The following is a 19,363-nucleotide window of genomic DNA, read 5'->3' as shown; positions in this document are numbered from 1 at the left end:
GAGTAGCGTATTCGGCGTCACGCTTCGTGACGCTGGGAATGGGGAGTGGAGAATGGGGAATCGCAAAAGCGGCTGCGCGTGCGCATCGCTTTCCCTCGTAGATACCGTCTTCCCCCCTAGCAGGCAAGGCCCCTTTTCGGATCGAACGCCGTGCCCGATTTGAGAACCCCGTAGGCCAGGTGCAGGAGCTTGCGCATGGCGGCGCATACGATCTGCTTGCCGGTTTTTCCACGTTCGCTCAGCCGCTGTTTCAGCGCCCGGATGATCGGGTTGTGGGTCATGGCCACCAGGGCCGGCATGAACAGGCCCGCGCGCAAGCGGGGCGAGCCGGTGCGCGAGATGCAGACGCGGCCTTTGCGCTCGCCCGACTCCTGCAGGCACGGATTCAGGCCCGCGAAGGCGGTCACCGCCGAGGCATCGGCGAAGCGCCTCACATCGCCAAGCTCGGCCAGCATCAAGGCCGCGCTGGTGTCGGCAATCCCCTGGATGCTCACCAGCAGCTCGCGCTGCCCACGCAAGGTCGGATCCTGGTCGATATGGTCATCGATGGCCTGCTCGATCTGGGCGATGTGGTGTTGCAGATCGGCCAGATGGACCTGGATCGAGTCCTTCACCTGGGCCGGAGCGACGTCCAGCCGGTTGCGCTCCATCTGCAGCATCTGTTGCAGATCCTGGCGCCGGCGCACCAGCGCTTTGAGCTGCTTGAGCGCCGGCGGATCAGGGGACCAACGGCGTAACTGCTCGCGGTGACGCAGGGCATAACTGGCGATCAGCTTGGCATCGCTGCGATCGGTCTTGACCCGGCTGAGTTGGCTGCGTGCGTACGCGGCCGTCTGCGCCGGGTTGAGCACGCACACCCGATAGCCGCGTGCGTGGAGGAACTCGGCCAGCGCCTGATGGTAGGTGCCGGTGGCCTCCATGGCGATCCAGCTATCGGGCTGGGCATGCGTCTGCAGCCATGCCTGCAGGGCCTGGAAGCCCTTGGCATCGTTGGACAACTTGGCCTTGGTACGGTGCTTGCCATTGATCAGCTCGATGGCCACATCGAAACTGCGTTTGGCGACGTCGATGCCGATGACGGGAGACATAGGCGATTCCTCCATCGTGTCAGGGTCATGATCGGCGCTGGGCCCGGTCCTGCCTTGTCGATGCGAGTTCACGCCCGGTGGCGGACTCTGGATACCGTTCGGACACACAAGGGCCAGCATGTGGAGGGCGGAGCCGATCTACGATGCAAGCTCGAAGCTTTAGGAGCGACTGGACCTCCCACACCTCCTCCGATGATCAGTCGGAAGACATGACGCCTGTTTAGGGGCGACATGTCCAGATACAAGGAGCGGCTACAGCCGCGACGGGGCTTTACCGGGGAACGCACGTCGCGGCTGAAGCCGCTCCTACCATTCCCTATTCCCCATTCCCGATTCCCAGCAGTCACTCCGCCGGCGTCAGCACCAGGTCCTGGAAATCGAAGCTGAAATCGGTCAGCGGCGAGATCGCCTGCATGCGCGCCTCGCGTACCTTGCCGTCGGGCGTGAGCGCGAAATTGATGAAGGCATCGGCATTGAGCGAGCGGTCGCGCCAGCGCACGATGAAGGTGTCGTGCTGCCAGTGCTCCAGGGTGCCGACCAGCTGCGCGGTCTTGCTGAACTGCAGTTCCAGGCGCTTGCCCTGCTGGCGTACCACCACATCGCCGTACCACGGGTCGCGGTAGGTGCCGGCGTAGCCGGACAGCGGCAGCGACGGGGTGGACTTGGCGTCGCGCGCCGCGACGTGCTTGGCCCAGTCCTCGTCGGCATTGGCGTCGGCCTTGGCCACGGCCTTGGCGTAGGCGGCGGTCCAGTCCGTCGCCGGCGCGCCCAGGTAGGCGTCCAGCACGCGCAGGGTGATCGCGTTGAAGGCGGCGCCGACTTCCTGGTTGGTCAGCACGATCACGCCCAGCTTGCGCTCCGGCACCAGGGTCAACCGCGAGACCATGCCCGGCCAGCCGCCGGTGTGCCAGACCAGCTTGGCACCGCGGTAGTCGCTCAGGCTCCAGCCCTCGCCGTAACCGGCGAAATTGGGCCTGGCCGGCAGCAGTTCCGGCACGCTCGGCTCGGAGATCGCGATCGGCGTGATCATCTGCCACATCTCCTGCTGGCGCTGCGCACTGAACAGCTGCCGCGCCTGGCCATCGGCCGCCGGAAGGCGCCCGCCGTCGAGCTGCACCTGCATCCACTTGGCCATGTCGTGCACATTGGCGTAGATGCCGCCGGCGCCGGAATTGTTGGACCAGGTCAGCGGCGCCACCGTGCGCAGCTCGCGGAAGTCGAACTTGGCGTGGCCGACCGCGGCCTCGTCGCCGGGCTGCAGGTGGTCGCTGTTGATGCGCGCGCCGGTCATGCCCACCGGTACGAAGATGCGCTGGCGCACGAACTCGGCGTAGCTCTGCCCGGACACCTGCTCGATCAGCTTCTGCGCCACCGCGTACAGGATGTTGTCGTAGGCGTAGCGGTCGCGGAAACCGCCCTTCAGCGGCACATGCGCCAGGCGCCGCACCACCTCTTCGTTGCTGTAACTGGTGGCCGGCCAGAACAGCAGGTCGCCCGCCCCCAGACTCAGGCCGCTGCGATGGCTGAGCAGGTCGCGCACGCGCATTTCGCGGGTGACGTAGGCGTCGGACATCTGGAACCACGGCAGGTGGTCCACCACCCGGTCCTCGAGCTTGAGCTTGCCTTCGTCGGCCAGGATCGACAGCGCGGCGGAGGTGAAGGCCTTGGTATTGGAGGCGATGGCGAACAGGGTCTGCGCGTCCACCGGTTCCGGCTTGCCGAGTTCGCGCACGCCATAGCCGCGCTCCAGCACCACCTGCCCGTCCTTGACGATGGCGATGGCGATGCCGGGCACGTCGAACTGCTTGCGCACGCGCTCCACCTGCGCGTCCAGATCCTTCAGCCCGGGCGGCAATGCGGCCGGGGCCGGTGCGGGGGCCGCGGCGGGGACAGGCGTCTGCGCCTGCACGGTGGCGCTCATCGCCAGCAACAGGCCGCAGCCCATCGAGATGCTCTTCAACTGCGTCGCTCCTGAAGAAGGGAAACCAAGGCCGCACACCGGCGCGCGCGTCCCGGCGAGTGTAGAGCCTGCCGGGCCGTTTGCGGCAGAACCACGATGCGCCGCGGCGACGCCACGCAGTGCCGGATACCGTCCAGGCGGGTGGCGACACCTGCCGCCAACGCCCACCCCGCACGCAGCGGCCAGCGGAGTTGGCGGTCATTCCCGCCCTGCACGCACGCATGGCGCACGCCATCGCGCAGGCGACGAACACGCGGCACAGGCACGCGCCGCGCACCACCCAGCGACGCCACCAGGCCACTGACGCCCACGACCACACCCCGCAACGCCACGCTGCGGCACAATCGCCCCCCGCCTGCCGCCGGACACGCCCGCATGAACGACCTCTTCGACTCCGCCCCGGCCGCGCCGGACGGCATCCGTGTCGGCATCGGCGGCTGGACCTACGCACCATGGCGCGGCGGCATGTTCTATCCGCAGGGCCTGGTGCAGCGCCGCGAGCTGGAATACGCCAGCCGCCACGTCACCAGCATCGAGATCAACGGCACCTACTACGGGGCGCAGAAGCCGGAGACCTATGCGCGCTGGCGCGACGAGACGCCGCCGGGCTTCCTATTCTCGGCCAAGGCGCCCAAGCGCATCACCGCATTGCGGCGGCTGGCCGGCGCCGGCACGCAGATCGAGGATTTCGTCGGCGGCATCGCCAGCCTCGGCGACCGCCTCGGCCCGCTGCTGTGGCAGTTCGAGCACGGCCACCGCCTGGACCTGGACGACCTGGCCGCGTTCCTGGACCTGCTGCCGCGCAAGGCCGGCGGACACCGGCTGCGCCACGTGCTGGAAGTGCGCGATCCGGCCTGCGTCGGACCGGAACTGCTGCACCTGACGCGCCGGCACGGCGTGGCCACGGTGTTCACCGATTCGCCCGAGTTCCCCTCATTCGCCGACCTGGGCGCCGACTTCGTCTATGCGCGGCTGATGCGCAGTCGCGCCGACCTCGCCCATGGCTACCCGCCCAAGGAACTGCAGGCCTGGGCCGCGCACGCGCAAGCCTGGCGCCGCGGCGAGGATCCGCAGGCGCTGCCGCACGCCGATACGGCCGTGGCCAAGACCACGCCGCGCGAGGTCTTCGTCTACTTCATCAGCGCCGCCAAGGAGCGTAATCCCGCCGCGGCGATGGCCCTGCTGAAGATGCTGGGGTCCGCCGCACAGGCGTGACGCGCTCGACCACGCGTACGCGACGCCCGGCACGGCGCAAGCGCGACCGTCGCCGCCGCGGTCGCAAGACGGCTGAACCGGACCCCGAGCGCGCGCACCCGGCAACACCTCGCGGTCGCCGCGCTGGGGTACAACACCGCCCGTCCGGCGCCGTTGCCGGGCCGCGGCCGCGGGCCGCGCCTGCACACGCGGAGTCCCTCGATGCGGATCAAGCACACGCTCGAACGTCTTCCCGGCGGCATGATGCTGGCGCCGCTGCTGCTCGGCGCGCTCTGCCACACCGTGTGGCCGCAGGCCGGCGCCTGGTTCGGCTCCTTCGCCCAGGGCCTGATCGGCGGGCTGGTGCCGATCCTGGCGGTGTGGTGCTTCTGCCTGGGCGCCTCGATCCGGCTGCGCAGCGGCGGCCGCGTGTTGCGCGCCTCCGGCGTGCTGGTGCTGACCAAGATCGCGGTGGCGTGGCTGACCGCGGTGATCGCCGCGCGACTGTTGCCGCCGGGTGGCATCGTCTCCGGCATCTGGAGCGGCATGTCGGTGCTGGCACTGGTCGCGGCGATGGACATGACCAATGCCGGCCTGTTCGCCGCGCTCATGCAGCAGTACGGCCGCCGCGGCGAGGCCGGCGCGATGGCGCTGATGTCGCTGGAATCCGGGCCGCTGGTGACCATGCTGATCCTCGGCACCGCCGGCGTCGCCAACTTCGAGCCGCGGCTGCTGCTCGGCGCGGTGCTGCCGCTGCTGGCCGGTTTCGCGCTCGGCAATCTGGACCCGGCGCTGCGCGCCCTGTTCGCGCGTGCGGTGCCGGCGCTGATCCCGTTCTTCGCCTTCGCCCTGGGCAATACCCTGGACCTGCGCATGGTCGCCCATGCCGGCGTGGCCGGGGTCGCGCTGGGCCTGCTGGTGATGGTGGCGACCGGGATCCCGCTGCTGCTGGCCGATCGCTGGCTGGCCGGCGGCAACGGCAGCGCCGGCCTCGCCGCCTCCAGCACCGCCGGCGCGGCGGTGGCCACGCCCGCGCTGGTGGCGGCGGTGGCGCCGCAGTTCCGGGCCACCGCGCCGGCCGCGACCGCACTGGTGGCGACCTCGGTGGTGGTGACGGCGCTGCTGGTGCCGCCGCTCACCGCCGCCTATGCGCGCAGGATGGCGCGGAACGCGTCGCCGCCGGTGCCAGACGCCTGACCCGTGTGGCGATCCGCGACCGTGGCGGCGCGCTTTGCGCGACAATACGCGGATGCCGATGCACCCCACCACCAAAGCCCAGCTGCAAATCCATTTCTGCGTCCTGCTGTGGGGAATCACCGCGATTCTCGGCAAGCTGATCACCCTGCCCGCGCTGCCGCTGGTGTGGTGGCGGATGCTGATGGTGGTGGCCGCGCTGGCGCTGCTGCCGCGGGTGTGGCGCGGACTGGCGGCGCTGACGCCGAAACTGGCGCTGGGCTATGCCATCGTCGGCGCCCTGGTCGGCCTGCACTGGCTCACGTTCTACGGCGCGATCAAGCTGGCCAACGCCTCGGTCGCAGCGACCTGCATCGCGCTGGCGCCGGTGTTCACCGCGGTGATCGAACCCTGGGTGGCGAAAAGGCCGTTCCGCCCCAGCGAACTGGCCTTCGGCCTGGCGGTGCTGCCTGGCGTGGCCTTGGTGGTCGGCGGGGTACCGCACGGGATGCGCGCCGGTGTCGCCGTCGGCGCGGTGTCGGCGCTGCTGGTGGCGGCCTTCGGCTCGCTCAACAAGCGCCTGGTCGACCATGCCGATCCGCTGACCGTGACCGCGCTGGAACTGGGCGCCGGCACCCTGACCCTGACCGCGCTGGCGCCGTTGCTGCCGTTCGTGCTGCCGGCGTTGAGCGGGCCCTTGCTGGTGCTGCCCAGCCTGCACGACACCGCGCTGCTGCTGGCGCTGGCGCTGCTGTGCACGCTGCTGCCGTTCGCCCTGGCCCTGGTCGCATTGCGCCGGCTCAGCGCCTACGCGGTGCAACTGGTCACCAACCTGGAACCGGTCTACGCGATCGTGTTCGCGATCGTGCTGCTGGACGAGCAGCGCCAGCTCACCGGGCTGTTCTACCTCGGCGTGGCAGTGATCCTGGGCGCGGTGTTCCTGCATCCGCTGCTGACCCGCACGCGTCCGGTGCAGCACCCGGAGCTGCTGGCCACCTGCGAGGCGAAGAACCTGGTGGAGTGAGCGCGGGGGCGCTCACTTCGGGATTGGGGATTGGGGAGTCGGGATTGGCCCCGCTCCGCGCAGTTGCGGCATCACCGCAGGCCAACGCGAAGGGCGCGGCATGCTGGGGAACTAGCCCCTCTCCCCCCGGGAGAGGGGTTGGGGTGAGAGTACGGCGCGAAAGCGTCTGCGTCGTCTGCGTTCGCGAGGCGACGCGCCTACCCCTGCGGGGGAATTTTTCCCCTAGAACAAGGAGGAATCTGAGGATCGTCCCGGAATGACGTGGCGTACTTACGCCGCCAGCGACACGCAGTCGCGGCCGGCACGCTTGGCCTGGTACAGGCCCTGGGCGGCGCGCTTGAGCAGGTCCTCGGCGCTTTCGCGTCCCTGCAGCGTGGCCACGCCGATGCTGGCGGTGAGCGGCACGCCGAGCTGCAGCAGACTGGTATCCTGGCGCAGGCGCTCGCAGGCGCGCATGGCCTGCGCCGCGTCCATCCCCGGCAGCAACAGCGCGAACTCGCCGCCGCCGTAGCGCGCCACGACGCTCTCGGGCGGCAGGCGCGCGCGCAGCATGTCGGCCAGCGCCAGCAGCGCCTCATCGCCCTTGTCGTGACCGTGCAGGTCGTTGACGCTCTTGAAGTAGTCCAGATCCAGGATCGCCACGCTGAGCGGCGCCGAACCCGGCTGCGCCGCCTCGGCATGGATCATCAACGCGGTGGCGAAGGCGCGGCGGTTGAGCAGGCCGGTCAGCGGATCGGTGCGCGCCTGTTCCAGCAGTTCGGCGTTGAGCGATTCCAGCGATTCCTGGTACTGCAGCAGCTGTTGCTCGTACCAGGCGCGTTCGCGCAACTGCAGCGCCAGCGCATGGCTGCTGCGGCGCAGTTCGATCAGCTGCATCACCTGCCGCGACAACGCCTGCAGCGCCGCCAGTTGTTCCGGCTGCAGGGTGCGCGGACGGTTGTCGAGCACGCACACCGTGCCGACCGGCAGGCCCTCGCGGGTCAGCAGCGGCGCGCCGGCGTAGAAGCGCACACCGCCCTCGGTGACCAGCGGATTGTGCTGGAAGCGCGCATCGGCGGTGGCGTCGGCGACCACCATGACCTGCTCCGGGGTCAGGATGGTGTGGCCGCAGAACGACTCGTCGCGTGCGGTGCTCAACAGGCAGACGTTGCGCTGCGCCTTCAGCCACTGGCGCTCGTCGTCCACCAGCGAGATCAGCGCCGAGGGCGTGTCGCACAACTTGGCGGCGATGCCGACCAGATCGTCGTAGGACGCTTCCGGTTCGGTGTCGAGGATCTGCAATGCGTGCAACGCCTGCAGGCGTGCGGCTTCGTTGTCGGGCTTGCGGGGCTTGATCACGGAATACCCGGCGGCGGCGATGGTTCGCGTTGCGCAGTATGGCCAAATCCGCGGCGGACGCCAGCCCTGGCGGGCGCGCCGCCTGTACGGTTGGGCCGCGCGGCGGCAGCCGACCGCCGACACTGCGACGCGGTTACCACTCCTGGCGCTGCGGCAGCAGGCCGCGCAGTTCCTGCTCGGTGAGATTGCGCCACTGGCCCGGCTTCAGCGCGCCGAGCTTGATGTTGTCGATGCGCACGCGGCGCAACTGGGTGACCCGGTAGTCGAACGCCGCGGCCATCAAGCGGATCTGCCGGTTGAGTCCCTGCTCCAGCACGATGCGGAAGCCGAACTTGGCGATCCGCGCGGTGCGGCACGGCAGGGTCATCTGGTCGTGCACGCGCACCCCGCGCGCCATGCCGCGCAGGAATTCGTCGGTGACCGGCTTGTTCACCGCCACCAGGTATTCCTTCTGGTGACGGTTCTCGGCGCGCAGGATCTCGTTGACGATGTCGCCGTTGCTGGTCATCAGGATCAGCCCCTCGGACTCCTTGTCCAGGCGCCCGATCGGGAAGATGCGCTGCTCGTGGCCGACGAAGTCGACGATGTTGCCCTTGACCGCGCTCTCGGTGGTGCAGGTCACCCCGACCGGCTTGTTCAGCGCGATGTAGACGTGGCGGCGCCCGCTCTTGGCCTTGGCGCGCGCGCGCAGCGACTGCCCGTCGACCTTGACCTCGTCGCCCTCGCCCACCACCGAACCGACCCCACCCGGCTGGCCGTTGACGGTGACCCGGCGCGCGGCGATCAGCCGATCGGCCTCCCGGCGCGAGCAAAAACCGGTCTCGGCGATGTGCTTGTTGAGGCGGACGGACATGGGCTGGGAGCTGGGAATGGGGAATGGGGAATGGCAACAGCGGGCTGCTGCCGGCTGGGCCATGGCTAGCGTCGGGAACGACAGCAGGGAGCGGCAGCGGGGACGCCCCCCATTCCCGATTCCCTACTCCCTATTCCCGGCCTCTCAGCGCTTCGGCGGCCCCTTGCGCGGCGGGCGGTCGGCGGCGAAGCGGCCGGCCGGGCGCGGGCCGGCGGCGTTGGGCTTGCCGCCGGGCTTGCCGGTACGGGCGAACTTCGGCTTGAACGGCGCGCCGCCGGCATCGTCGCCCTCGAGCTTGCGCATCTGCAGTTGCTGGCCGGACACCCAGACCTTCTTCAGGTGCGTCAGCAATTCGCGCGGCATGTCCGCCGGCAGGTCCAGCACCGAATGGTCGTCGTGGATGTCGATGCGGCCGATGTACTTGCTCTCCAGCCCGGCTTCGTTGGCGATCGCGCCGACGATGTTGGCCGGCTTGACCCCATGCTGGTGGCCGACCTCGATGCGGTAGGTCTCCATGCCCACTTCCGGCGCGCCGCGCGGCGCTTTCGGCGCCTTGTCGCGGCGCGGCGCCTCGAAGCTGCCGACGTCGCGGTGGTAGTCGAAATCCTCGCCACGCGCGGCCGGGGCCGGACGCGCCGGGCGCTCGCCGTCGTCGCGACGCGGCGCACGCGGCTCGCGCTCGAACTTCGGCTCGAACCGGGGACGGTCCGGGCGCTCGCCCCGCTCGGGCCGCTCGCGGCGCTCGAAGCGTTCGCCCTGCGGCGAACGCGGACGGTCCGGGGCCAGCAGCAGCGGCGTCTCGCCCTGCAGCAGGCGCGCCAGCGCGGCGGCCACTTCCACCATCGGCACGTTCTTCTCGGCCTCGAACTTCTGCAGCAGGTCGCGGTACATGTCGATGCCGCCGGCGGCGATGGTCTCGCTGATCTTCTCCATGAAGCGGCTCACGCGCTGGTCGTTGACCGCGTCCACGCTGGGCAGCTGCATTTCCTCGATCGGCTGGCGGGTGGCGCGCTCGATCGCGCGCAGCATGCCGCGCTCGCGCGGGCTGACGAACAGGATCGCTTCGCCGCTGCGCCCGGCCCGGCCGGTGCGGCCGATACGGTGCACGTAGCTTTCGGTGTCGTAGGGGATGTCGTAGTTCAGCACGTGGCTGATCCGCTCCACGTCTAGGCCGCGCGCGGCCACGTCGGTGGCGACCAGGACGTCGAGCTTGCCATCCTTGAGCTGCTGGATCACCCGCTCGCGCTGCGCCTGCTGGATGTCGCCGTTGATCGCCGCCGCGGCCAGGCCGCGCGCCTGCAGCTTCTGCGCCAGCTCGTCAGTGCCGGCCTTGGTGCGGGCGAAGATGATCATCGCGTCGAACGGTTCGACCTCCAGGATCCGGGTCAGCGCGTCGAGCTTGTGCAGCCCGCTCACCGCCCAGTAGCGCTGGCGGATGTTGGCCGAGGTGGTGGTCTTGGAGGCGATGATCACCTCGGCCGGGTCGTTCAGATAGGTCTGCGCGATGCGCTTGATCGCCGGCGGCATGGTCGCCGAGAACAGCGCCACCTGGCGCGATTCCGGCAGCTTCTTCAGCACCGCCTCGACGTCGTCGATGAAGCCCATGCGCAGCATCTCATCGGCCTCGTCGAGCACCAGCGTCTTCAGCTCGGACAGGTCCAGGGTGCCGCGGTCCAGGTGGTCGATCACCCGCCCCGGGGTGCCCACCACCACGTGCACGCCGCGCTTGAGCGCCGACAACTGCTGTACGTAGGGCTGGCCGCCGTACACCGGCAGCACCTGGAAGCCAGGGATCGCCGCGGCGTAGCGATGGAACGCCTCGGCCACCTGGATCGCCAGTTCGCGCGTGGGCGCCAGCACCAGCGCCTGCGGCTTGCGCTGAGCGAAATCCAGCCGCGACAGGATCGGCAGCGCGAACGCGGCGGTCTTGCCGGTGCCGGTCTGCGCCTGGCCGAGCAGGTCGCGGCCGGTCAGCAGCGCCGGGATGGTGGCGGCCTGGATCGGCGACGGCGACTCGTAGCCGACGTCGGCGACCGCCTTCATCACAGCAGGGGAGAGGCCGAGATCTGCGAACAGCAGCGGCGCGGGGGTATCTTGGGACATGGGAGACTCCGGGGGCGCCGCAGAGAACCGGCAGGCGCAAAGAAGCCCCTATTGTGCGCCCTGCCGGGCCGCATGTCGAAAGCAGGTGAACGACACCGTTCAGGCGTGACCCTCTCCGCACTGCCGGACGCCGGCCACCGCGGCCGCCTCCAGCAGGCGCGGCGCCGCGGGCTGCGGCAGCGGCGACAGCCCCCAGCCGCCGACATGGCGGGCGTTTTGCCCGCGAATGACCGACAATGGGCGCCGATTTCCGAGCAAGCCCCAATGCAGACCATCGATCTCCAGCTAGAAAGCGACTACGTGGAACTCAAGCACCTGTTGAAACTGACCGGCCTGTGCGACAGCGGCGGCGCCGCCAAGGCCGTGATCAGCGAAGGCCAGGTGCGCGTGGATGGCGAGGTCGAACTGCGCAAGGCCTGCAAGGTGCGCGCGGGCCAGGTGGTACAGCTGGGCGACGTGCAGGTGCAGGTGCTCGGCAAGGCATGACCACCATCGGCGCCCCTGGCCTGCCACTCGCCGGCCGGTGGCGCCGGACAGCGCGGATCCCCGCACGATGCTGATCACGCTGGGCATCCGCAACATCGCGCCGTCTGCGGAAGATCCGCACCACGACGTGTACATCGCGCAGCTCGACCCCGACGCAGCGCAGCCATTCCGCCTGGGCCAGTCCATCCGCGGCGGCCACGCGGAGCGCGGCGGTTCCATCTCCCTGGCGCTGGACGAACTGGAGGGCTGGACCGGCGACTGGCGCCAGCACCTGCGCCACGCCGGCTGCGCCTGGGCCATCGCGCCGATCGAAGCGGCGCAGCGCAGCGGCGACCTGCAGAGCGCCCTCGACGCGCTGGTCGCCGGTGCAGAACAGCGGCACGCCGACGCCAGCTAGCCGCCGCTGAGATCGGGATTCGGGATTCGGGATTCGGGATTCGGAATTGAAAGCAAGCCGCGCCGAGCACCGATAGACACGCACGCATGCATCGGCACGACCGCCGCCTCAGCGCGCCATGGCCACCACGCGCTGGGTCAGGTGCGCCGCGATGGCACGCTTGAACGGCGCGACCCGGTCGGCCACGCGCAGCGCGGCGCTGCGCAGCGCGCGCGCCGGCAGGCGGTCGTCGGTGTACAGCGCGGCAATCGCGTTGGTCGCTTCGTACAGCGGCCGCGTGGCCAGGCGGTGCCCGCGCTGGTAACCGGCCAGCAAGGCCGGCGCGGCGATGTCGCCGCCGCGCGCGACCGCGTCGTGCAGCGCACGCGCCAGCCGCGCCTGGCTCTGCAGGCCGAAGTTGAACCCATGCGCGGTCACCGGATGCATGCCCACCGCGGCGTCGCCGATCAAGGCATAGCGCTCGGCGAAGAAGCGCTGCGCATAGACGGCCACCAACGGATACGCCTGCGGCCGCACCAGTGGCGTCATCGCGCCCAGGCGATGCTCGAAGCAGCTACTGATCTCCGCCCCCAACGCCGCCTCGTCCATCTGCAGCAGCGCCTGCGCGCGTTCCGGCGGCAGGGTCAGCACTGCCGAGGCCTCGTTGCCGTGCAGCGGCAGCAGCGCCATGGTGCGGCCGTAACCGAACCACTCCCAGGCGGTCTGATGGTGCGGGCGCTCGTGGCGCACCCGACACACCAGCATGGTGCGGCCGAAATCGCGCAACTGCGCGCCGATCCCGCTCATGCGCCGGGTACTGGAGAAGCGGCTGTCGGCGGCGACCACCAGGCGCGCCGCCACGCTGCGCCCGTCGGAGAGCTGCAACTGCGCCTGGCGCGCGTCGCGACGCAGTGCCTGCACCGACACACCATCGAGCAAGGTCAGACCGGGCTGCTCCTGCACGGCGGCGAACGCGGCGCGGCGGATCAGGTGATTGGGCACCAGCCAGCCAAGATCGCCACGACCGCCCTCGCCCGCCGCGAAGGTCAGTGCGAACGGCGAGGAGCCGTTCATCACCCGCGCATCGCGCAGCGGCGCGATCGCCTGCGAGTCGATTCGCGGCCACAGGTCCAACTGATCCAGCAACGCCCGCGAGGCATGGGTCAGGGCGATTTCGCGGCCGTCGAAGGCGGCCTCGGCCAGCGCCGCGCGCGGCTGCGGCTCGATCAGCGCCAGCGACAGGCCGCTGCCGGCCAGCGAGCGGGCGAAGCACAGGCCGGCAGGGCCGGCCCCGACGATGGCGATATCCACTTGCATGCGGCGACTCCGTGATCGGACCCGGCCAGGATACGACCGCCGCGCACCCCGTCCTTGATCTGGATCAGCGCTGCGACGATCGGTCGCAGCCCGCGGGGCTCAGAACAGCGCCCACACCAGTTGCAGGATCGCCCACAGCGACACTACCCACACCAGGCTGCGCACGTACGGCACGCCCGCCGCGTACAGCGGCACGTACGCCACCCGCGCCCACAGGTAAATCTGCGCCGACAGCGCGGTGTGCGCATCGCCCTTGCCCAGCGCCGCCACCGCCACCGCCGCGGCGGCGAAGAACGGGAAGGTTTCCAGGAAGTTGCGCAGCGCGCGGTCCAGGCGCCCGGCCACGCCGGCCGGCGGCGGTTGCGGCGCATCGCGCGCGCCGGCGTTCCACTTCAGCCCGCGCTGCGCGGTGACGAAGGCGGAGGCGAGCAGCAGTTGCGCGATCCCGAGCAGGATCGCCCAGGCCAGCATGCGGATTTCGATGGGCATCGGAGCCTCGGAGGAAAGGAAGACGGCGCGCAGCATGCCGCTCAATCGGGCATGGCCACGTGATAGCCGACCAGGCGCCAGGTCTTGTCCTCGTCCAGCCGCAACGACACCAGCTCGCGCACCGGCTGCGGCGCATTGGCGAAGCGGCTGGGGAAGCTGATGTTGACGTAGGTGCCCGGCGGCACCTGCGAGCCGGCGGCGTACTGCACCCGCGCCACGCTGGCGACGCCGCGGCCGAGCAGCGCGCCCAGCCGCGCACGCGCGGCGTCGATCTCGCGCACGAACACCGCACGCGTCACCGCCTTCTTCGCCACAACGGAGGCGCCGTCCCACAGCTCGCCGGTGCGTCCGGCATCGACCAGTTGCGCGGCGCGCAGGCCGGCCTGCGCCATCTGCGCATCCTGCTTGGCCAGCGGCCCGGGTGCGGGTGCGGCAGCGGCGGCATGGCGCGGCGCCGGTTTCGGTGCCGCCGCAGGCGCGGCAGCAGGTGCGGGAGCGGCAGCAGGTGCGGCGGGTGCCGCTGGCGGGGCAGTCGTCGGCGCGGGCGCGGACGATGCCGGGGGCGCGTTCTGCGCGGAAGCGACGCTAGCAACGAGGGCCAGCAGGACGGGAGTGAGGCGGAACGCGAAGGAGATGGACAAGGACATCGCTCGGCAGCGGCGGTGGCAAGGGCCGCAGTCTACGCGGCCTGCGCGGGCCAGCGCAGCGGCCCTATGGCGTCTCCTCGCTCGCCACTACCGTATTCTCGCTCGCCACTCCCGCGGCCGCGGCTGGGGCGGCATAGCGCTGCCTGTGCCAGGCACGCCAGCTCGCCCACAGTGCCCACGCGGTCGCCGCGAGCAGGCCGAACAGGCTCAGCAGCGAGCCGGTCCGCGCCAGCCACGGCGCATGCAGCCCGTTGGCGAGGTGCAGCAGCACTTCGGCGATCACGAAACCGCCCAACGCCAACAACGCCGGGGGCAGGTACAGCCGCAGCATCAAGCGGGTTCCGGCGGCCATGCGCGCGCTCCGGGATGGGATGCGGCGACGCTAGCCCCGCGTCCATGCCCGCCACGTGAATGGGCGGCACACGCCGCAGCGGCCGTTCAGGCGCCGGGCGAGGCCAGCGGCAGGGTCGCCACGTCGATCTCCGACAGCGGACTTTCCGCCGGACAGGCCTGGTCCGGGAACCCGAAGCGCTGCTTCAGCGCCTGGCCGCAGGCGGTCAGGCTCTCCAGGTCCACGTCTTTTTTGGTCTTGCACTCCTGGTCGAAGGCGACCAGGAACGCATCCTTGCGCCGCACGAAATCGTCGCCGCACTTGCGCAACTGCTTGATCCGTTCCAGATCGTCCTGCACCGCGTTGGTGCCGTCGAGCCCGTACTGCTTGAGCTCGTCGCTGCTGAGCAGGCGCAGGCTGCGGTTGGGCACGGTCATCATCAGATCGGCCACCGCCACCGCCACGCCGTTGCGTTCCAGGTAGTCCTTGACGTTGCCATAGACCTCCTGCAGCTCGCGATTGAGCTCGGCGCGCGAGGTCGCAGTGGAGCTGATCCGCATCATCCGGTGGATGCCGACCTTGCCGGAGATCAGCCGGTTGTCGCCGGCGGCCAGCACGAACACGCAGGCGCTGTGGCAGACCGAGCCTTCGCGCACCCACACGGTCCAGCCGGATTCGCCGATCGCATCGCCGGCACGGATCGCCGCCTCGACCTGGCCGCCGCTGGAATCCAGGTCGAGCACGCGCTTGCCGATGCCGGTCTGCCTGGCCACTTCGGCCAGGCGCCGCACCATTTCGGCGAAGCCGGCGTTGATCTTGCCGACATAGCGCACCCGCATCAGCCCACGCTCGCGGCACGGCGCCAGCGCCGCTTCCACCGCTGGCCGATCCAGCCCGGCCAGCGGCTGGCCATCGCCGGCCTCGGCGGCATAGTCGGTGTCGCAGCTGATGAAAGCCTCGCCATTCTCCAGGGTGGCCTCGTCCCAGGCCTGCGGGTCGCGCTTGGGCGCGACCGCGTGCGGTGGCGGCGTCGGCGGCGCGCCGATCGAGACCATGTGCTCGCCGTCGGCGGAGGGGCTGTCGGCGACGGTGCGCGGTGCCGACGCCGGCTGCTGCCCGCAGGCCAACAGGCCCAGGCAACACAGCGACAACCAGCAGAGTCTGAACGGAGCGGCCAAACGGGGATCCATTGGGAACATGAAAAAGACAGGCGCCAGGCGCCTGTGGACCTAGTCTAGTGCCGCCGCGCGGAACCTCCCCAACTGCGCCTAAATCGCGGGCACCGCGGCCACGCGACAGCCGCGGCATTGCTGTCCGAAAACGGCCAGTGCGCTGCGCTGGGGCCGACTAGACTGGCGCCATGCCTGCCCTCGCCGCCACCGACCACGCCCTCTACGACCGCGCCCGCCAGTCCCGCGACGCGCGCTTCGACGGCGTGTTCTTCACCGCCGTGCGCAGCACCGGCATCTACTGCCGGCCGGTGTGCCCGGCGCCGCCGCCCAAGCGCAGCAACGTGCGCTACTACCCCAGCGCCGCCGCGGCCGCGGCAGCCGGCTACCGGCCGTGCCTGCGCTGCCGCCCCGAACTCTCGCCGGAGGCGCAGCAGCACCTGGGCGAAGAGGTCGTGCGGCGCGCACTGGCGCTGATCGCCGAGGGCGCGCTGCAGGACGCCAGCGTCGCCGCGCTGGCGGCCGAACTGGGCATCAGCGCGCGTCAGCTGCAGCGCCTGTTCGTGGCCCAGCTCGGCGCCACCCCGGCGGCGGTGCACGCGACCCGGCGGCTGTTGCTGGCCAAGCAACTGCTCACCGAAACCGCGTTGCCGATCACCCAGGTGGCGCTGGCGGCCGGCTTCAACAGCCTGCGCCGCTTCAACGCCGCGTTCCTCGACGGCTGCGGCATGCCACCCTCGGCGATCCGCAAGCAGCGCACCGACAGTCCCGGCGGCGATCTGGTGCTGCGCCTGGGCTATCGGCCGCCGCTGGACTTCCCGGCGATGCTGGCGTTCCTGCGCAAGCGTGCGATCCCCGGCATCGAGCGCATCGGCGAGGCCAGCTACGAGCGCGTGCTCGGCCCCTGCGAGGCCTCCACTCGCATCCGTGTCGAGGCCGATCCGCAGCGCCACGAACTGCGCCTGCACATCGCCGCGGCCGATCCGCGCGCCATTCCCGACATCGTGCGCCGGGTGCGCCGCGTGTTCGACCTGGATGCCGACCTGCGCGCGGTGCACGCCACGCTCGGCGAGGATCCGCTGCTGGCGTGCGCCATCGCCCGGCGCCCCGGATTGCGTGTGCCAGGCGGTTGGGACGGGTTCGAAGTGGCGGTACGCGCGGTGCTCGGCCAGCAGGTCAGCGTGGCCGGCGCGGCGACCCTGGCCGCGCGCCTGGTCGATCGGCACGGCGCCGCGCGGCCCGGCCAGCCGCCGGGGCTGGACCGCGCCTTCCCGACCCCGCAGGCACTGCGCGACGCGCCGCTGGAAGCCATCGGCCTGCCGCGCTCGCGTGCGGCGACGATCCGTGCGCTGGCGCAGGCGGTGCTGGACGGCCGTCTGTCGTTCCGTGCCGGCCAGCGCCTGGACGACTTCGTCGCCCACGCCATCACCTTGCCCGGCATCGGCGCCTGGACCGCGCAGTACATCGCCCTGCGCGCGCTCGGCCAGCCCGACGCCTTCCCCGCCGGCGACCTGGTCCTGCAGCGCATGCTCGGCGCGGACGGCGCACGCCTGAGCGAACGCGCCACCGAGGCACGCGGGCAGGCCTGGCGTCCCTGGCGCGCCTACGCGGTGCTGCACCTGTGGCACCTGGCCAACGACCCTCCCGAGGAGACCCGCGCATGACCGCGTCCCCGCTGTCCTACGACCGTTTCGACACCCCGATCGGCATGCTCACCGTCGCTGTCGGCAGCGATGGCGTGCGTCACATCCTGTTCCCCGAGAACCGCTACGACGCCCGCGGCCGTGCCGACTGGGTGCACGATCCGGCCCCGGTGCGTGCCGCGCGCGAGCAGTTGCTGGCCTACTTCGCCGGCGAGCGCGAGCACTTCGACCTGCCGCTGGCGCCGCACGGCACCGACTTCCAGCGGCGGGTGTGGCTGGCGCTGGCCGAGATCCCGTTCGGCGCGACCTGGAGCTACGCGCAACTGGCGCAGCATGTGGGCCAGCCGCGTGCGGTGCGCGCGGTCGGCGCCGCCAATGGCCGCAACCCGTTGCCGATCGTGCTGCCCTGCCACCGGGTGATCGGCGCCAACGGCGCGCTCACCGGCTTTGGTGGCGGCCTGCCGACCAAGGCCGCGCTGCTGGCGCTGGAGCGACGCGAGGGCGGCGACGCGGCCGCCGGCACCATGGCCCCGCTGTTCGGCTGAGCGTCGCAGCCTGCGGCGGCGGCGCCGCGAGCGCTGCGGCATCGCGCGCCCCGGATACCGATGCACGCGCGCCGCAGGCGCTGTCTTCGCCACGTCACCGTCCGCGCCTTATGATGCCGCGATGATGTCCTCCGTCCTGCGTTCCACGCTCGTCTGCGCCACCCTGCTGCTCGGTGCCTGCGCCTCCACCCCCTCCACGTCGCCGCACGCGGCCGCCGCGGCCGCCGCACCCAGCGCCGCCGCACCGGCGAGGCTGCCCACGCCGGTGCTGCTGATCTCGATCGACGGCCTGCGCGCGGACATGCTCGATCGCGGCATCACCCCGAACCTGAGCCGCATGGTCCACGACGGCGTGCGCGCGCAGTGGATGTCGCCCTCCTATCCGTCGCTGACCTTCCCCAACCACTACACCATCGCCACCGGGCTGCGCCCGGACCATCACGGCATCGTCCACAACAGCATGCAGGATCCGCTGCTGGGCACGTTCCAGCTCAGCGATCGCGCCGCGGTCAGCGATGGCCGCTGGTGGGGTGGCGAGCCGATCTGGGTCGGCGTCGAGAAGGCAGGCCTGCACGCGGCGACGTGGGCCTGGCCGGGCAGCGAGGCGGCCATCCAGGGCGTGCGCCCCAGCCGCCGCCAGGCCTTCGACGCGGACATGCCGCCGGACGCGCGGGTCGACCAGGTGCTGGGCTGGCTCGACGATCCCAGCGCGCCGCGTCCGCAGCTGCTGACGCTGTACTTCGAACAGGTGGACGAAGCCGGCCACGAGCATGGCCCGGAGTCGCGCGAATACGCGCAGGCCGTCGCCAGGATCGATGCGGCGATCGGACATCTGCTCGACGGCCTGGCGCAGCGCGGCGAACTGGACCGGATCAACCTGGTGCTGGTCTCCGACCACGGCATGGCCGCGGTGCCGCCCAAGCAGGTGCTGGCGGTCGAGGAGATGGTCCCGCCGCAACAGGTCACGGTGATCAGCTACGGGCAATCGGTGGGCATCGTTCCGCGCCCGGGCCAGGAGGCCGCGGTCGAGGCGCGCCTGCTCGGCGCACATCCGCAATACGACTGCTGGCGCAAGGGCGAACTGCCGGCGCGCTGGCACTACGGCAGCAATCCGCGCATCCCGCCGATCGTGTGCCAGATGCACGAGGGCTGGGATGCGCTGCCGCGTGCGCGCATCGCCGAGAAGCCGCGCAGCCTGCGCGGCTCCCACGGCTACGACCCGGCACTGCCGTCGATGCGCGCGGTGTTCGTCGCCCGCGGCCCGGCGTTCCGCCAGGGCGTCACCCTGGCGCCGATCGACAACGTCGACGTCTACCCGCTGCTGACCCGCCTGCTCGGCATTCCCGCCGCCCCCAACGACGGCGATCCGCAGGCGCTGCTGCCGGCGCTGCGCTAGGGGGCCACCACTCCCCGAGCATTCCGCGCTGCGCTTGCGCGTGCCTGTGGCAAGGAAGAGCGAGGAAGTGGAGGTGCGTCCACGCCCGAGCGATGACGCGACCACGGGCGCGCGCAAGCGCGGCCCTTCGGGTTGGGTCTGGCAGGCGCGCGGCATACTCGGGAATGGGTGACACGCCCTGAGCGCCACGACAACGGTCGCGGCGCGGCGACGCCCGCCCATGGCAACGCG

18 protein-coding genes are annotated in these 19,363 nt (G+C 71.0%); 8 read left to right on the top strand and 10 right to left on the bottom strand.

Features of this window, described 5'->3' with window-relative positions; genetic code table 11:
- Positions 1 to 116: 116 nt before the first annotated feature.
- Together CEK66_RS12135 and CEK66_RS12130 are read right to left on the bottom strand one after the other, a co-directional pair.
- Positions 117 to 1,088: an IS110 family transposase gene (locus CEK66_RS12135; RefSeq protein WP_152237088.1), complete on the bottom strand. Its 972-nt coding sequence runs from the start codon at positions 1,086 to 1,088 to the stop codon at positions 117 to 119.
- A 343-nt stretch (positions 1,089 to 1,431) separates the two neighbouring features.
- On the bottom strand, positions 1,432 to 3,048 hold the full coding sequence (locus CEK66_RS12130; RefSeq protein WP_152237087.1) for a serine hydrolase: 1,617 nt from the start codon (positions 3,046 to 3,048) through the stop codon (positions 1,432 to 1,434).
- Positions 3,049 to 3,423: 375 nt separating this feature from the next.
- Between CEK66_RS12130 and CEK66_RS12125 the strand changes: the two genes are divergently transcribed.
- The 3 genes from CEK66_RS12125 to CEK66_RS12115 all read left to right on the top strand — a co-directional run bounded on the left by CEK66_RS12125 (position 3,424) and on the right by CEK66_RS12115 (position 6,439).
- Positions 3,424 to 4,263 (top strand): DUF72 domain-containing protein, encoded by an 840-nt coding sequence (locus CEK66_RS12125; protein WP_152237086.1) that lies wholly within the window; start codon positions 3,424 to 3,426, stop codon positions 4,261 to 4,263.
- 201 nt (positions 4,264 to 4,464) lie between these two features.
- Positions 4,465 to 5,439 (top strand): 2-keto-3-deoxygluconate permease, encoded by a 975-nt coding sequence (locus CEK66_RS12120; RefSeq protein ID WP_152237085.1) that lies wholly within the window; start codon positions 4,465 to 4,467, stop codon positions 5,437 to 5,439.
- A 52-nt stretch (positions 5,440 to 5,491) separates the two neighbouring features.
- Positions 5,492 to 6,439, top strand: coding sequence for a DMT family transporter (locus CEK66_RS12115; RefSeq protein WP_152237084.1), 948 nt, complete (start codon positions 5,492 to 5,494; stop codon positions 6,437 to 6,439).
- A gap of 270 nt (positions 6,440 to 6,709) precedes the next feature.
- Here CEK66_RS12115 and CEK66_RS12110 read toward each other — a convergent pair whose 3' ends face one another.
- The 3 genes from CEK66_RS12110 to CEK66_RS12100 form a co-directional block, all read right to left on the bottom strand.
- Positions 6,710 to 7,777: a sensor domain-containing diguanylate cyclase gene (locus tag CEK66_RS12110; protein WP_152237083.1), complete on the bottom strand. Its 1,068-nt coding sequence runs from the start codon at positions 7,775 to 7,777 to the stop codon at positions 6,710 to 6,712.
- A gap of 133 nt (positions 7,778 to 7,910) precedes the next feature.
- A complete protein-coding gene (locus tag CEK66_RS12105) occupies positions 7,911 to 8,630 on the bottom strand; it encodes a pseudouridine synthase (protein WP_152237082.1) in 720 nt (239 codons plus the stop codon).
- Positions 8,631 to 8,774: 144 nt separating this feature from the next.
- Positions 8,775 to 10,733 carry a DEAD/DEAH box helicase gene (locus CEK66_RS12100; RefSeq protein ID WP_152237081.1) on the bottom strand — a complete coding sequence of 653 codons (1,959 nt, stop codon included), beginning with the start codon at positions 10,731 to 10,733 and terminating at the stop codon, positions 8,775 to 8,777.
- Positions 10,734 to 10,997: 264 nt separating this feature from the next.
- On the opposite strand from CEK66_RS12100, the gene CEK66_RS12095 reads away from it, so the two are divergent.
- On the top strand, positions 10,998 to 11,219 hold the full coding sequence (locus tag CEK66_RS12095; RefSeq protein WP_017909138.1) for an RNA-binding S4 domain-containing protein: 222 nt from the start codon (positions 10,998 to 11,000) through the stop codon (positions 11,217 to 11,219).
- A gap of 67 nt (positions 11,220 to 11,286) precedes the next feature.
- Positions 11,287 to 11,616 (top strand): hypothetical protein, encoded by a 330-nt coding sequence (locus CEK66_RS12090; RefSeq protein WP_043095855.1) that lies wholly within the window; start codon positions 11,287 to 11,289, stop codon positions 11,614 to 11,616.
- A gap of 108 nt (positions 11,617 to 11,724) precedes the next feature.
- Here CEK66_RS12090 and ubiM read toward each other — a convergent pair whose 3' ends face one another.
- From ubiM to CEK66_RS12065, 5 genes are all read right to left on the bottom strand, one after another.
- Positions 11,725 to 12,912, bottom strand: a complete 1,188-nt coding sequence (gene ubiM, locus CEK66_RS12085) for a 5-demethoxyubiquinol-8 5-hydroxylase UbiM (RefSeq protein ID WP_152237080.1) — start codon at positions 12,910 to 12,912, stop codon at positions 11,725 to 11,727.
- Positions 12,913 to 13,011: 99 nt separating this feature from the next.
- Complete coding sequence (locus tag CEK66_RS12080; RefSeq protein ID WP_026143987.1) at positions 13,012 to 13,401, bottom strand: MAPEG family protein; 390 nt, start codon at positions 13,399 to 13,401, stop codon at positions 13,012 to 13,014.
- A 41-nt stretch (positions 13,402 to 13,442) separates the two neighbouring features.
- Positions 13,443 to 14,048, bottom strand: a complete 606-nt coding sequence (locus CEK66_RS20380; RefSeq protein ID WP_193312644.1) for a DUF4019 domain-containing protein — start codon at positions 14,046 to 14,048, stop codon at positions 13,443 to 13,445.
- 64 nt (positions 14,049 to 14,112) lie between these two features.
- A complete protein-coding gene (locus tag CEK66_RS12070; RefSeq protein ID WP_152237079.1) occupies positions 14,113 to 14,400 on the bottom strand; it encodes a hypothetical protein in 288 nt (95 codons plus the stop codon).
- 86 nt (positions 14,401 to 14,486) lie between these two features.
- Positions 14,487 to 15,530 carry a hypothetical protein gene (locus CEK66_RS12065; protein WP_152237089.1) on the bottom strand — a complete coding sequence of 348 codons (1,044 nt, stop codon included), beginning with the start codon at positions 15,528 to 15,530 and terminating at the stop codon, positions 14,487 to 14,489.
- Between the two features lie 209 nt (positions 15,531 to 15,739).
- On the opposite strand from CEK66_RS12065, the gene CEK66_RS12060 reads away from it, so the two are divergent.
- The 3 genes from CEK66_RS12060 to CEK66_RS12050 all read left to right on the top strand — a co-directional run bounded on the left by CEK66_RS12060 (position 15,740) and on the right by CEK66_RS12050 (position 19,132).
- Positions 15,740 to 17,212, top strand: a complete 1,473-nt coding sequence (locus CEK66_RS12060; protein WP_152237078.1) for a DNA-3-methyladenine glycosylase 2 — start codon at positions 15,740 to 15,742, stop codon at positions 17,210 to 17,212.
- Positions 17,209 to 17,736, top strand: a complete 528-nt coding sequence (locus CEK66_RS12055; RefSeq protein WP_152237077.1) for a methylated-DNA--[protein]-cysteine S-methyltransferase — start codon at positions 17,209 to 17,211, stop codon at positions 17,734 to 17,736. Before CEK66_RS12060 ends, CEK66_RS12055 begins: the two co-directional genes overlap by 4 nt.
- A gap of 121 nt (positions 17,737 to 17,857) precedes the next feature.
- Positions 17,858 to 19,132 (top strand): ectonucleotide pyrophosphatase/phosphodiesterase, encoded by a 1,275-nt coding sequence (locus CEK66_RS12050; RefSeq protein ID WP_152237076.1) that lies wholly within the window; start codon positions 17,858 to 17,860, stop codon positions 19,130 to 19,132.
- The last annotated feature ends 231 nt before the right edge of the window (positions 19,133 to 19,363 follow it).

It is taken from the genome of Xanthomonas sp. LMG 12460, from assembly GCF_009192895.1.
Lineage (GTDB): Bacteria > Pseudomonadota > Gammaproteobacteria > Xanthomonadales > Xanthomonadaceae > Xanthomonas_A > Xanthomonas_A sontii.
Note: the sequence above shows the minus strand (reverse complement) of the source record. Positions and strands in the feature narration are given on the sequence as shown.